Origin of the sequence: Pseudoxanthomonas mexicana (assembly GCF_046736355.1) — a bacterium.
Classification (GTDB): Bacteria; Pseudomonadota; Gammaproteobacteria; order Xanthomonadales; family Xanthomonadaceae; genus Pseudoxanthomonas_A; species Pseudoxanthomonas_A mexicana_B.
In genome coordinates this window covers 3,174,787-3,188,456 of the sequence record NZ_CP157201.1, presented here as the reverse complement: position 1 = coordinate 3,188,456, position 13,670 = coordinate 3,174,787, and the positions used below count along the sequence as shown (strand labels likewise).

At 70.7% G+C, this 13,670-nt stretch carries 8 protein-coding genes; 6 read left to right on the top strand and 2 right to left on the bottom strand.

The window, feature by feature from the left end; translation table 11 throughout:
- Positions 1-4: 4 nt before the first annotated feature.
- The gene (locus AAG688_RS14735) at positions 5-1,882 is read right to left on the bottom strand and encodes an assimilatory sulfite reductase (NADPH) flavoprotein subunit (protein WP_411832942.1); all 1,878 of its coding nucleotides are present in this window, start codon (positions 1,880-1,882) and stop codon (positions 5-7) included.
- 203 nt (positions 1,883-2,085) lie between these two features.
- Between AAG688_RS14735 and cysD the strand changes: the two genes are divergently transcribed.
- The 6 genes from cysD to AAG688_RS14705 all read left to right on the top strand — a co-directional run bounded on the left by cysD (position 2,086) and on the right by AAG688_RS14705 (position 12,022).
- On the top strand, positions 2,086-2,991 hold the full coding sequence (gene cysD, locus AAG688_RS14730) for a sulfate adenylyltransferase subunit CysD (protein ID WP_411832941.1): 906 nt from the start codon (positions 2,086-2,088) through the stop codon (positions 2,989-2,991).
- Positions 2,992-3,023: 32 nt separating this feature from the next.
- The gene (cysN, locus tag AAG688_RS14725) at positions 3,024-4,976 is read left to right on the top strand and encodes a sulfate adenylyltransferase subunit CysN (RefSeq protein ID WP_411832940.1); all 1,953 of its coding nucleotides are present in this window, start codon (positions 3,024-3,026) and stop codon (positions 4,974-4,976) included.
- 122 nt (positions 4,977-5,098) lie between these two features.
- Positions 5,099-6,199: an efflux RND transporter periplasmic adaptor subunit gene (locus AAG688_RS14720; RefSeq protein ID WP_411832939.1), complete on the top strand. Its 1,101-nt coding sequence runs from the start codon at positions 5,099-5,101 to the stop codon at positions 6,197-6,199.
- Positions 6,200-6,203: 4 nt separating this feature from the next.
- Positions 6,204-9,338, top strand: a complete 3,135-nt coding sequence (locus AAG688_RS14715) for an efflux RND transporter permease subunit (RefSeq protein ID WP_411832938.1) — start codon at positions 6,204-6,206, stop codon at positions 9,336-9,338.
- Between the two features lie 307 nt (positions 9,339-9,645).
- Positions 9,646-11,148: an alanine/glycine:cation symporter family protein gene (locus AAG688_RS14710; protein WP_411832937.1), complete on the top strand. Its 1,503-nt coding sequence runs from the start codon at positions 9,646-9,648 to the stop codon at positions 11,146-11,148.
- Position 11,149: 1 nt separating this feature from the next.
- Positions 11,150-12,022, top strand: coding sequence for a TrmH family RNA methyltransferase (locus AAG688_RS14705; protein ID WP_411832936.1), 873 nt, complete (start codon positions 11,150-11,152; stop codon positions 12,020-12,022).
- A 109-nt stretch (positions 12,023-12,131) separates the two neighbouring features.
- Here AAG688_RS14705 and AAG688_RS14700 read toward each other — a convergent pair whose 3' ends face one another.
- Entirely contained in the window at positions 12,132-13,541 is a 1,410-nt protein-coding gene (locus AAG688_RS14700; RefSeq protein WP_411832935.1) for a M28 family peptidase, read from the bottom strand.
- Positions 13,542-13,670 lie beyond the last annotated feature (129 nt).

Genomic DNA, 13,670 nt, shown 5'->3' with positions numbered 1-13,670 from the left:
AGGGCTAATACACGTCGCGCGCATAGCGGCCCTCGGCCTGCAGGCGGGTGAGGTATTCGGCGGCGGCCTCGGCGTCGCCGCCGTTGTGCGCGGCCACGATGTCGAGCAGCGCGGCATGCACGTCCTTGCCCATCGAGATGGCGCCGCATACGTACAGGTGGGCGCCGTTCTGCAGCCAGTCGTAGAGATCCCGGCCATGCTCGCGCAGGCGGTGCTGGACGTAGGTTTTACGCGGTTCCCCCGCAACGGCCCGCACATCCGTGTGCGGACTGTTCACAGGGTCGCGGGAGAAGGCCAGGTCGAGGCGGTGAAGCTCCTTTCGCCGCAGGGCGTCCTGCCACTCGACCTGATAGAGGAAATCGGTGTTGAAGTGACGGGCGCCGAAGAACAGCCAGTTGCGGCCGGCCGCGCCGGTTTCGGCGCGCTCCTGGACGAAGCCGCGGAACGGCGCCACGCCGGTGCCGGGGCCGATCATGACGATGTCGCGCGAGGCGTCGGCCGGGACCCGGAAGCGCTCGTTCGGCTCGATGTAGACCGGCACGCCGTCGCCCTCGCCCAGGGCGGCGAGGAAGCCGCTGGCGGCGCCGAGGTGGTCGTGGCCGTGGGCCTGGTAGCGCAGCACGTCCACGGTCAGGTGCGCTTCCTCGCCCACCCGCTTGCGGCTGGAGGCGATGGAATACAGGCGCTGGGCGGGCGGGCGCAGCGCGGCCAGCAGGCCGTCGGCGTCCCATTCGGCCGGCCAGCGGTGCAGCACGTCCACCAGTTGGTGATCGCCCAGCAGTGCGGCCAGGCCGGGATTGCCCGGTTCCAGCAACTGCCGCAGCTCCGCCGCGCCGGCGCGTTCGGCGTGCGCGGCCAGGAACGGGCGCGACAGCCGGGTCAGCTCGCGGCGGCTGGACAGCCATTCGTGCAGCGGCCGGGTCTCGCCGTTGGCGCTGGCCGCGGCGGCGCCGTCCAGCCGGGCCGCCCGCAGCACCGCCTCGACCAGCGCGTCGGGGTTGCGGTGGCGCACGCCCAGCGCGTCGCCCGGCTCGTAGGCCAGGCCGGAGCCTTCCAGCGACAGTTCGATGTGGCGCACGTCCTTGTCGACCGGGCCGTACTCGAGGAAGCCGACGTTGCGGAACTCGCGGCCGCTGAGGCGCTGGTTGAGCAGCAATTCGGCGGCGAAGGGCTTGTCGTGCGACCAGGCCGGCGTGGCGTGCGGGCGCAGCGGGGTGACCGTGGCCAGGTGCGCGGCCGGCGCGCTCTTGAGCAGCTCGCGGGCGTGCGCCAGCGCCTGCGCGCGCCAGGGCGCGGCGACGGTGTCGATGTCCAGGTCGGCCTCGCCCAGCGGCTGCACGCGGGTGGCGCCCAGTTCGGCCAGGCGGGCGTCGATGCGGCGGGCGATGCCGCAGAAGTCGGCGTAGCTGGTGTCGCCCAGGCCGAGCACGGCGTACTTCAGCTCGGGCAGCTTGGGCGTGCGCTTGCCGGCGAGGAACTCGACCAGGCCGATGGCGTCGTCCGGCGGGTCGCCCTCGCCCTGGGTGCTGATGACCACGTACAGCAGGCGCTCGCCGGCCAGTTCGCGCTGCGGGTAGGCGTCGGCGCGCAGCAGGCGCACCGCCAGGCCGGCTGCCTCGGCCTCCTGCGCCAGCGTCTCGGCGGCGCGGCGGGCGTTGCCGGTCTGGCTGCCGTAGACGATGGTCAGGCGCTGGCCGGCCTGGGCCGCGCCGCCGGGCAGCACCGCCAGCTGCGGCGCGCCGTGGCCCTGGGCCAGGCCGGCCGCGTAGCCGGACAGCCACCACAGCGAGGCGCCGTCCAGGCCCTCGACCACCCGCGCCAGCAGCGCCCTGCGCTCGTCGGGCAGCGGGCTGGGGGCCAACAGGGGCGGCGCAGCGGTCATCGGCCTGGGTCCACTCGTCTCGGGGAAAGGACACCGATGCTAGGGCGGGGACGATGGCGACAGAAAAGACGATTGGTTATGGGCTTATCGCCCGTGCTTATTTCAGAGGAGTGCAGGCGAAGGGGAATACTGCGCGCCCCGTCCGTCGCCGGATCCATCGCGCACGGCTGCTAATCTTCCCTTTTTGCCGTGCCTGCCCGTTGATGACCGCCGACCTGTCCCACCTCGACCGCTTGGAGGCCGAGAGCATCCACATCCTGCGCGAAGTCGCCGCCGAGTTCCGCAACCCGGTGCTGCTGTACTCGGTCGGCAAGGACAGCTCGGTGCTGCTGCACCTGCTGCTCAAGGCGTTCGCCCCGGCGGTCCCGCCGATCCCGCTGCTGCACGTGGACACGCGCTGGAAGTTCCGCGAGATGATCGCCTTCCGCGACCGCCGCGCCGCCGAGACCGGGGTGGACCTGCGCATCCACGTCAACCCGGACGGCATCGTCCAGGACATCGGCCCGATCAGCCATGGCGCCACCGTCCACACCGACGTGATGAAGACCCAGGGCCTGAAGCAGGCACTGGAGCAGTGGAAGTTCGACGCCGCCATCGGCGGGGCGCGCCGCGACGAGGAGAAGTCGCGCGCCAAGGAACGGGTGTTCTCGTTCCGCAACGAGCGCCACCGCTGGGATCCGAAGAACCAGCGCCCCGAGCTGTGGAACCTCTACAACGCGCGCATCCGCACCGGCGAGAGCGTGCGCGCCTTCCCGCTGTCCAACTGGACCGAGCTGGACGTGTGGCTGTACATCTACCGCGAGAACATCCCGGTGGTGCCGCTGTACTTCGCCGCCGAGCGGCCGGTGGTCGAGCGCGACGGCGCCCTGATCCTGGTCGACGACGAGCGCCTGCCGCTGCGCGAGGGCGAAACCCCGCAACTGCGCAAGGTGCGCTTCCGCACCCTCGGCTGCTACCCGCTGACCGGCGCGATCGAATCGGAAGCCGACACGCTGGAGAAGATCATCGCCGAGATGCTGGTGACCACCAGTTCCGAGCGGCAGGGACGCGTCATCGATCACGACCCGGGCGCTTCGATGGAGAAGAAGAAGTTGGAGGGGTATTTCTGATGAAGCCGGGAATCGGGAATGGGGAATCGGGAATGGAAAGAGCGGGTGTATCGCACCCGGATGGAGTAGAGCGGGCTGGCGCTTCTGCCATTCCCCATTCCCCATTCCCCATTCCCGGCGGCACCGAAATCGCCGCCTACCTCGCAAAACACGAAACCAAGCCGCTCCTGCGCTTCATCACCTGCGGCAGCGTCGACGATGGCAAGAGCACGCTGATCGGGCGGCTGCTGCACGACAGCAAGCGATTGTTCGACGACCAGCTGGCGGCGCTGGAAAAGGACAGCCGCCGCCACGGCACCCAGGGCGAGCGCATCGACTACGCGCTGCTGCTGGACGGGCTGGCCGCCGAGCGCGAACAGGGCATCACCATCGACGTGGCCTACCGCTACTTCGACACCGACAAGCGCAAGTTCATCGTCGCCGACTGCCCCGGCCACGAGCAGTACACCCGCAACATGGCCACCGGCGCGTCCACCGCCGACCTGGCGGTGGTGCTGGTCGATGCGCGCAAGGGCCTGCTGACCCAGACCCGCCGGCACAGCTACATCGTCTCGCTGCTGGGCATCCCGAAGGTGGTGCTGGCGGTCAACAAGATGGATCTGGTCGGCTACGAGCAGGCGGTGTTCGACGAAATCGCCGACGGCTACCGCGCGCTGGCCGCGCAGCTGGGCATCGCGCAGGTGCAGTGCATCCCGCTGTCGGCGCTGGAAGGCGACAACCTGGCCACGCGCTCGCCGAACACGCCCTGGTACGACGGCCCGGCGCTGCTGGAGCACTTGGAGACGGTGCCGGTCGATCCGTTCGACGCGGCCACTGGCCTGCGCCTGCCGGTGCAGTGGGTCAACCGGCCGCACCAGAACTTCCGCGGCTTCGCCGGCACCCTTGCCGCCGGCGAGGTCAGGCCGGGCGATCCGATCGTCGTGCTGCCCTCGGGCCGGCGCTCGACCGTGGCGCGCGTGCTCGACGCCAGCGGCGAGGCGTCGGTCGCCCGCGCCGGGCAGGCGGTCACGCTGACCCTGGCCGACGAGATCGACATCAGCCGCGGCGACGTCATCGCCGCCGCCGGCGACCCGCCGCAGGTGGCCGACCAGTTCGCCGCGCATGTGCTGTGGATGGACGATGCCGCGCTGCTGCCCGGCCGCCCGTACTGGCTCAAGATCGGCACGCGCACGGTCAGCGCCAGCGTCACCGAGATCAAGCACCGCATCGACGTCAACACGCAGGAGGCGCTGGCCGCCAAGCGCCTGCAGCTCAACGAGGTCGGCTACTGCAACCTGTCGCTGGACGAGCCGGTGGCGTTCGCGCCGTACGCGGAGAACCGCGCGCTCGGCGGCTTCATCCTGATCGATCGCCAGAGCAACGCGACGGTGGCCGCCGGCACGCTCGACTTCGCCCTGCGCCGCGCCGGCAACGTGCACTGGCAGCACCTGGACGTGGACAAGGCCGCGCGCGCGCGCATCAAGGGGCAGGTGCCGAAGGTGCTGTGGTTCACCGGCCTGTCCGGCGCCGGCAAGTCCACCATCGCCAACCTGGTCGACAAGCGCCTGCACGCGCTCGGCTACCACACCTTCATCCTCGACGGCGACAACGTGCGCCACGGGCTCAACCGCGATCTCGGCTTCACCGACGAGGACCGCGTCGAGAACATCCGCCGCGTCGCCGAGGTGGCGCGGCTGATGGCCGACGCCGGCCTGATCGTGCTGGTCAGCTTCATCTCGCCGTTCCGCGCCGAGCGGCGGATGGCGCGCGAGCGCTTCGAGCCGGGCGAGTTCCTCGAGATCCACGTCGACGTGCCGCTGGAAGTGGCCGAGGCGCGCGACGTCAAGGGCCTGTACCGCAAGGCGCGCGCCGGGCTGATTCCCAACTTCACCGGCATCGACTCGGCCTACGAGGTTCCCGAGCATCCGGAACTGCGCCTGGACGCCGGCGGCGATGCGCCCGAGGCACTGGCGCTGAAGGTGCTGGCGGCGCTGGGACTGGAGTGAACCCGACGCGCCGATGAGCGGTCGGCAAGGGTCATTGGTCATGCCCCGGTCAACCGCAAAGGCATCACCTGCGTTCACCACCGACCGGTAAACTGCCGGGCAACGAGAACACGGGATCCTGCATGTCCAGCCGAACCGGAATCCGCGCGGCCGTCGCCGTGGTGGCCGCCCTTGCGCTTGCCGCCTGTGGCGGCAAGGAGCCTCCCAGGGCGGCGTCCGGGCCGGCGGCGGTTCCGGTCATCACCCAGGTGGTCGGGCCGACGGCCTGGAGCGACACCCTGCAGGGCCTGGGCACGGCGCGCGCGCGCGAGTCGGTCACCCTGACCGCCAAGGTCAGCGAGATCGTCGATCAGGTGCATTTCGAAAGCGGCCAGCAGGTCGCCGCCGGGCAGAAGCTGGTGACCCTGCGCGGCGATGCCCAGCAGGCGGCGCTGGCGCAGGCGCAGGCGGCCTTCGTCGAGGCCGACCAGCTCTACCGCCGGCAGAACGAACTGGCCGCGCAGCAACTGATCGCGCGCTCGGCGCTGGACACCCAGCGCGCGCTGCGCGACGCCGCCGCCGCGCGGGTGGCGCAGATGCGCTCGGACATCGGCGACCGCAGCGTGCGCGCGCCGTTCGCCGGCCTGCTCGGCATCCGCCAGGTCAGCCCCGGCGCGTTGATCACCCCGTCCACGGTGATCGCCACCCTCGACGACGTCTCGCGCATGTACGTCGATTTCCAGGTGCCGGAGGCGGCACTGGCCTCGGTCGGCATCGGCCATGCGGTCAGCGCGACCAGCGCGGCCTGGCCGGGGCACAGTTTCGAGGGCAAGGTGCAGACCATCGATGCGCGCATCGATCCCGATACCCGCGCGGTCACCGTGCGCGCGGAGTTCCCCAACCCGGAGCTGCGACTGCGCCCGGGCATGCTGCTGGACGTGCGCCTGCACCGCCCCGAGCGGCAGGCGCTGGTGATCCCGGAGATCGCGGTGGTGCAGGTCGGCCGCGACTCGTTCGTCTGGCGGGTGGGCGAAGACGACGGCGTCGCCCAGGCGCCGGTGAGCACCGGCGTGCGCCGCGACGGCAAGGTCGAGATCGTCGAGGGCCTGGCCGCCGGCGATCGCATCGTCGTCGACGGCACCGGCAAGCTGCGCCCGGGCATGAAGGTGGCCGAGGCCAGGCCGTCGCCGCCGGCCAACGGCGCGCCGCCGAAGGCCGACGCGCCGGCGCCCGCGAAGGACTGACCGAATGAAGCTGTCCGACATCTCGATCAAGCGGCCGGTGCTGGCGGTGGTGATCAGCCTGCTGCTGATCGTGCTGGGCATCATGTCGTTCATGCGGCTGACCCTGCGCGAGCTGCCCAACATCGACCCGCCGATCGTGTCGGTGCAGGTCAGCTATCCCGGCGCGTCGGCGGCGGTGGCCGAAACGCGCGTGACGCAGATCCTCGAGGACGCGCTGGCCGGCATCGAGGGCATCAACACCATCCAGTCGCAGAGCCGCAACGGCCGCTCCGACATCACCATCGAGTTCCGCCTGACCCGCGACATCGAGGCCGCCGCCAACGACGTGCGCGACGCGGTCAGCCGGGTGATGGACCGCATGCCCGACGAGGCCGATCCGCCGGAAGTGGCCAAGGTCGAGGCCGACGCCGACGTGATCGTCTGGCTCAACATGCGTTCCACCGTGATGGACACGATGGAGCTGACCGACTACGCCGATCGCTACATCGTCGATCGGCTGTCGGCGATGGACGGCGTGGCGCGCGTGCAGCTCGGCGGCGGCCAGCGCTACGCGATGCGGATCTGGCTGGACCGCGACGCGATGGCCGCGCGCGGCATCACCGCCAGCGACGTCGAGGGCGCGCTGCGGCGCGAGAACGTCGAGCTGCCGGCCGGGCGCATCGAATCGGCCACGCGCGACTTCACCCTGCGGGTGGAGCGCGGCTACCGCGAGCCGGCGCAGTTCGCGCAGATCCCGCTGCGCAAGGGCGCCGACGGCTACGTGGTGCGGCTGGGCGACGTGGCGCAGGTGGAACTGGGGCCGGAGGAGCGCCGCTCCTACCTGCGCAGCAACTTCGTGCCCAACGTCGGCCTGGGCATCGTGCGCACCTCCACCGCCAACGCGCTGGACGTGGCCCGCGCCGCGCGCGCCGAGGCCGAGAAGATCCAGCAGACCCTGCCGGAAGGCACCGACATCTTCGTCGCCTACGACGGCACGGTGTTCATCGACGCCTCGATCAAGCGCGTGTACTGGACGCTGGGCGAGGCCATCGTGCTGGTGATCGGCGTGATCTGGCTGTTCCTGGGCAGCCTGCGCGCGGCGCTGATCCCGGCGGTGACGGTGCCGGTGTGCCTGGTCGCCGCGTTCATCGCGCTGTACGTGTTCGGCTATTCGATCAACCTGCTGACCCTGCTGGCGCTGGTGCTGTGCATCGGCCTGGTGGTGGACGACGCCATCGTGGTGCTGGAGAACGTGCAGCGCCGCGCCGACCTGGGCGAACCGGCGCTGGTCGCGGCGCGCCGCGGCACCGCGCAGGTGGCGTTCGCGGTGATCGCCACCACCGCGGTGCTGGTGGCGGTGTTCCTGCCGGTCGGCTTCATGGAGGGCAACACCGGGCGGCTGTTCCGCGAGCTGTCGGTGGCGCTGGCCGGCGCGGTGGCGCTGTCGGCGTTCGTCGCGCTGACGCTGACGCCGATGATGTGCTCCAAGCTGGTCCGCCCGCACGGCAAGGCCACCGGCTTCAACGCCTGGGTCAACCGCCAGCTCGGCCGCGTCAGCAGCGGCTACGGCCGCCGCATCGGCCGGCTGGTCGCGCTGCCGGGCCGGCGCATCCTGTGGATGATGCTGGCGGTGATGGGCGCGTGCGTGGCGCTGATCGCGCTGCTGATGTGGAAGGTGCCGAGCGAGCTGGCGCCAGCCGAGGACCGCGGCCGCTTCTTCGTGATGGTCGATGGCCCGGAAGGCGCCGGCTTCGACTACACCGTGCGGCAGCTGCAGCAGGTCGAGGGCGTGCTGGCCGAATACATCGGCGACGACAAGCCGATCCAGCGCGCCAACTCGCGCGCGCCGCGCGGCTGGGGCGGCGGCGAGGAGATGCACACCGCGCAGGTCATCGTGTTCCTGCAGGACTGGGACAAGCGCGACATGGCCACCGAGGAAGTGGTCGGCGAGCTGCGTTCCAAGTTCGCGCAGCTGCCGGGCGTGCAGGCGCGCGCCAACGTGCCCGGCGGCCTGATCGGCGGCCGCGGCCAGCGCTACCAGCTGGTGCTGGGCGGGCCGGACTACGCCGAGATCGCGCAGTGGCGCGACCGCATGCTGGCGCGCATGGCGCAGAACCCCGGGCTGGTCGACATCGACTCGGACTACAAGGAGACCCGCCCGCAGATGCGCGTGGAGATCGACCGCCAGCGCGCCGCCGACCTCGGCGTGTCGGTGCAGGAGATCGGCCGCACGCTGGAGACGATGATGGGCTCGCGCCGGGTCACTACCTTCGTCGACAACGGCGAGGAATACGAGGTGATGGTGCAGGCCGACCGCGACAAGCGCGCCTCGCCGGCCGACCTGGAGAACACCTACGTGCGCGGCGGCGGCGGCGCGCTGGTGCCGCTGTCCAACCTGGTGACGCTGAGCGAGATCGCCGAACCCGGCAGCTTCAACCGCTTCAACCGCCTGCGCGCTATCACCATCAGCGGCGGGCTGGCGCCCGGCTACACGATGGGCGAGGCGATCGCGTGGACGCAGCAGGCGGTGGCCGAGGAACTGCCGGACTACGCGCAGATCGACTGGAAGGGCGAGACGCGCGAGTACCAGGAGGCCGGCGGCGCGATCCTGCTGACCTTCGCGCTGGCGCTGCTGATCGTCTACCTGGTGCTGGCGGCGCAGTTCGAGAGCTTCATCCATCCGTTCGTGATCATGCTGACCGTGCCGCTGGCGGTGCTGGGCGCGCTGATCGGCCTGTGGCTGACCGGCGGCACGCTCAACCTGTTCAGCCAGATCGGCATCGTCATGCTGGTCGGCCTGGCGGCCAAGAACGGCATCCTCATCGTCGAGTTCGCCAACCAGCTGCGCGACGAGGGCCGCAGCGTCGCCGAGGCGATCGCCGAGTCCTCGGCGGTGCGCCTGCGCCCGATCCTGATGACCGCCGCGGCCACGGTGATGGGCGCGGTGCCGCTGGTGGCGGCCGGCGGGCCGGGTTCGGCCAGCCGCGCGACGATCGGCGTGGTGGTCATCGCCGGGGTGATGTTCTCGACCCTGCTGACATTGTTCGTGGTGCCGGCGTTCTACGCGCTGCTGGCGCCGTTCACGCGTTCGCCGGAGGCGGTGGCGCGTGACCTGGAAAAACTGGAGCAGGACACCCCGCCGGTCAGCGGGCATGGCTGAGGAAGCCGCGCCGGCGAAAGCCTCGGAGCAAGTTCCGCTCCACGACGGCCGCATGTAGAGCGGAGCTTGCTCCGCTGCTCTTGCTCGTATCAATGCGCTTTCCCGCAAGCGGGAAAGAGCCATGTCGTGCGTCGCCCCCCGGATACGGCGCCGGATGCCGGCTTGCATCGCCGGCCGGGCATCCTGCGGATGTCGGCACGCGGCCGCCCGGTGCGCGGCGGCGCGCATTGCGGTTATCTTGTGCCGATCCCGTGCGGGCAGCCGCCCGTGATTCCCTTTCCCTGACCCTGGCCGGAGACGTTGTCCCGTGGAAGCATTTTTCGCTTGGTTGAACAGCATCATCTGGAGCAATGCGCTGATCGCCCTGTGCCTGGGCGCCGGCCTGTGGTTCACCTTCCGTACCCGCGTCATGCAGGTGCGCGGTTTCGCCGAAATGTGCAGGCTGACGGTGACCGGGCAGAAGTCCGATGCCGGCGTGTCCTCGTTCCAGGCCCTGGCGATCTCGATGGCCGGGCGCATGGGCATCGGCAACATCGCCGGCGTCGCCACCGCCATCGCCTACGGTGGCCCGGGCGCGGTGTTCTGGATGTGGGTGATGGGCTTCCTCGGCGCCTCGACCTCGTACATCGAGAGCACGCTGGCGCAGATCTACAAGGAAAAGGATGCCGAGGGCCGCTACCGCGGCGGTCCGGCCTACTACATCGAGAAGGCGATGGGCCTGAAGTGGTACGCGATGGTGTTCGCCATCGCCACCATCGTCGCCACCGGGCTGCTGCTGCCGGGCGTGCAGGCCAATGCCATTGCCGACAGCGCGAGCAACGTGCTGTGCGGCGGCGGGACTGGCTGCGCCGCGGTGGGTGGCATGGGGGCGATGAAGCTGTGGATCGGGCTGGGGGTCGCGGCGCTGCTGGCCACGATCATCTTCGGCGGCATCAAGCGCATCGCCACGTTCGCCGAGATCGTGGTTCCGTTCATGGCGCTGGCGTTCATCCTGATGGCGGTGCTGGTGATGATCCTCAATGCCGACAAGGTGCCGGGGATGTTCGCCGACATCTTCTCCAGCGCGTTCGGCGCGCATGCGGCGTTCGGCGCGATCATCGGCCAGGCGATCGCCTGGGGCGTCAAGCGCGGCATCTACGCCAACGAGGCGGGACAGGGCACCGGGCCGCACGCCGCCGCCGCCGCCGAGGTCTCGCACCCGGCCAAGCAGGGCTACGTGCAGGCCTTCGCCATCTATTTCGACACCATGCTGGTGTGCACCTCGACCGCGTTCCTGCTGCTGTCCACCGGCATGTACAACACCTTCCAGGTGGTCAAGGAGTCCGGCAGGGACGCGCTGGTGCCGGTATTCACCGGCGTGCCGGGCCTGCAGCCCTCCGAGGGCGCGCAGTTCACCCAGGCGGCGGTGGAATCGGTGCTGCCCGGCTGGGGTGCGGGCTTCGTGGCGCTGGCGCTGTTCTTCTTCGCCTTCACCACGATCATGGCGTACTACTACATGGCCGAAACCAACATGACCTATGTCGCCGGCATTCGCCGCACCCACCCGCTGGCGACCCTGCTGCTGCGGCTGGGCATCGTCGGCATGGTCGTGTTCGGCGCCTACCACAATGCCGAGATGGCATGGACGCTGGGCGACATCGGCGTGGGCCTGATGGCTTGGCTCAACATCATCGCGATCCTGATCCTGCAAAGGCCGGCGCTGATCGCGCTGCGCGACTACGAGCGGCAGAAGAAGCTGGGCCTGGATCCGACCTTCGATCCGGACGCGCTGGGCATCCGCAACGCCGACTTCTGGCGCAAGGGGCGCTGAGGTGGGCCAGCGTCGCGATCGCGGAGCGGGCGGCGATCCCTGGGCCGCGCACCGGCGCGGCACGGGCGACGCGCGTCCCGCACCGCGGCCGCGCGCGCCCGAGATTACCCGCGCCGGCGCCGGCGAAGAGGTGCGCCTGTACGGCTTCAACGCCGTGCAGGCGGTGTTCGCGCGCCGGCCGGAGGCCATCCGCAAGCTGTACCTGGCCGAGGCGCGCATCCCGCAACTGCAACCGCTGCTGGCCTGGTGCGTCAGCCGCCGGGTCGGCTACCGGGTCGTACCCGAGGCGGATCTGGGCAAGCTGGCCGCCAGCGCCCACCACGAGGGCGTGGTGGCCGACGTGCTGAAGGAAGCGCCGCTGTCGCTGGCGGACTGGCTGCGCGCGTTGCCTGACGGTCCCGCGCTGGGCATCTGGCTCGACGGCGTCGGCAATCCGCACAACTTCGGCGCCATCCTGCGCTCGGCCGCGCACTTCGGCGCGGCCGCCATCCTGCAACCACAAGGCTCGACGCTGGCGCTGTCAGGCGCGGCCGCGCGGGTCGCCGAAGGCGGCGCGGAAAGCGTGCCGCGCGTGCGGATGGGACACGCCGGCGAAGCCATCGCGCAACTGCGCGACGCAGGCTTCCGGCTGGCCGCGACCGTCGTGCGCGATGGCGCGGATCTGTTCGCAACGCCGCTGCCGGCACGGCTGGTCTACGTGATGGGCGCGGAAGGCGAGGGCATGGATGCGCAGTTGGCGGCTGCCTGCGATTTGCGTCTTTCCATCCCGGGTACCGGCGCGGTCGAAAGCCTCAACGTGGCGGCAGCAACGGCGGTGTTCCTGGCGCAGTGGCGGCAACAACGTCATGAAAACCCACCTGTGGGAGCGACGTGAGTCGCGACGGATCGATTTTCCGGTCGCGACCCACGTCGCTCCCACAAGTTGGAGTTCCGGTCCGGGCCTCGAAAGGCTGTACCTGTCACTCCTGCGGTAGAAACAGCCTTCACTTACCGGCGCCCGCTTCCTTCGGCCTGCTGCCGAAATCCCCCTCGGCCTCCGCCGCCAGGTAGGCGAACACCGTATAGGCCGCCACGTTCTGCGCCAGCGCCTGCGGATCGATCTTGTCCAGCGTGTCGTCGGCGGTGTGGTGCAGGTCGAAGTAGTCGCTGCCGTCCTGCGCCAGCCAGGCCCAGGCGCCGCCCTTGGCGGCGATCGGACCGATGTCCGGGCCGGGGCCGCCCTGGGTGGGCGCGTATTCGATGCCCAGCGGCGCCAGCGCCCCGGCGATCTGCCGGGTCGCCTCGCGCGAGCCTTCCGGCGCCGGCGAGCCGGTGTTGAAGGCGTAGATGCGGCCGGCGCCGAAATCGCTCTCGGCGGCGATCTGGTGCAGCTTCAGGTCGTCGCCGTATTTGTCCGCGTAGGCGCGGCCGCCGTACAGGCCCTGCTCCTCGTTGGCGAAGGCGACCACGCGGATGCTGCGCTTCGGCGCCCGCTTCAGTTTGCCGATCAGGTGGCCGGCCGCCATCGTGATGCCGACGCCGGCGGCGTCGTCCACCGCGCCGGTGCCCAGGTCCCACGAATCCAGGTGTCCGCCGATCACCACCACCTCTTTCGGCAGGCTGCGCCCGGTGATCTCGCCGATCACGTTGTGCGAGGTGTATTCGCCGTCCCAGCCGCAATCGAGCGCCAGGCGGATGCGCACCGGGCCGCGCGCGACCAGCCGCGCGAGCTGGTTGGCGTCGGGCACCGACAACGCCGCCGACGGCACCGGGGTCAGGCCCTCGTCATAGCGGGTGATGCCGGTGTGCGGCACGCGGTGCGAATCGGTGCCGGCCGAGCGCATCACGAAACCGATGGCGCCCTTGCGGATGGCCTCGGACGGGCCGCGGCTGCGCACCGCGCCGCCGGGGCCGTAGCCGCGTCCGTCGCGCGCGGCGATCATCTGGTAGTCGACGAAGGCGATCTTGCCGGCCAGCGATCCCGCCGGCGCGGCCTGCAACGCGGCCAGGTCGGCAAAGCGCACCACCTCGGCCTCGACTGTGCCGCCGGGGCTGCCGCCCAGCGCGGTGATCGCCAGCGGCTGCGCATGCGTGCCCAGCACCTCGGCCTTCTCGCTGCGCCGCTCCCATTTGGGGAACGACACCGGCTCGGTCCATACCCGGTCGAATCCGAGTTCCCTGAATTTGGCCTGCGCCCAGGCCACCGCGCGCGCATCGGCCTCGCTGCCGGCAATGCGCGGGCCGATCTCGGTGGTCAGCGACTCGACCACTTTCCAGCCGGTGTCGTCGGCCAGCGCCTGCTCGCGCAGCACGGCCGCGGTGCGCAGCGCATCATCGGGGATGCGGGTCGGCGCGGGCGCGGCGAAGGCGGTGTGCGCGGCCAGGGCCAGGACCAGCAGGGAAAGACGACGCATGCGACGGCTCCACGAGGACGGAAGCGCCGAGCTTAGCAGCCCGCGCCGCCGCTTCCCCAGTGCAGGAATGCACGGCATGCGCGCGAAAAGAACCGCCTCCGTCCCGCGTCTGCACGCGCCCTGCGCTTC

Coding starts and splice junctions, on each gene's coding strand:
- AAG688_RS14735 (WP_411832942.1), bottom strand. CDS start 1,882: ATGACCGCTGCGCCGCCCCTGTTGGCCCCCAGCCCGCTGCCCGACGAG.
- cysD (WP_411832941.1), top strand. CDS start 2,086: ATGACCGCCGACCTGTCCCACCTCGACCGCTTGGAGGCCGAGAGCATC.
- cysN (WP_411832940.1), top strand. CDS start 3,024: ATGGAAAGAGCGGGTGTATCGCACCCGGATGGAGTAGAGCGGGCTGGC.
- AAG688_RS14720 (WP_411832939.1), top strand. CDS start 5,099: ATGTCCAGCCGAACCGGAATCCGCGCGGCCGTCGCCGTGGTGGCCGCC.
- AAG688_RS14715 (WP_411832938.1), top strand. CDS start 6,204: ATGAAGCTGTCCGACATCTCGATCAAGCGGCCGGTGCTGGCGGTGGTG.
- AAG688_RS14700 (WP_411832935.1), bottom strand. CDS start 13,541: ATGCGTCGTCTTTCCCTGCTGGTCCTGGCCCTGGCCGCGCACACCGCC.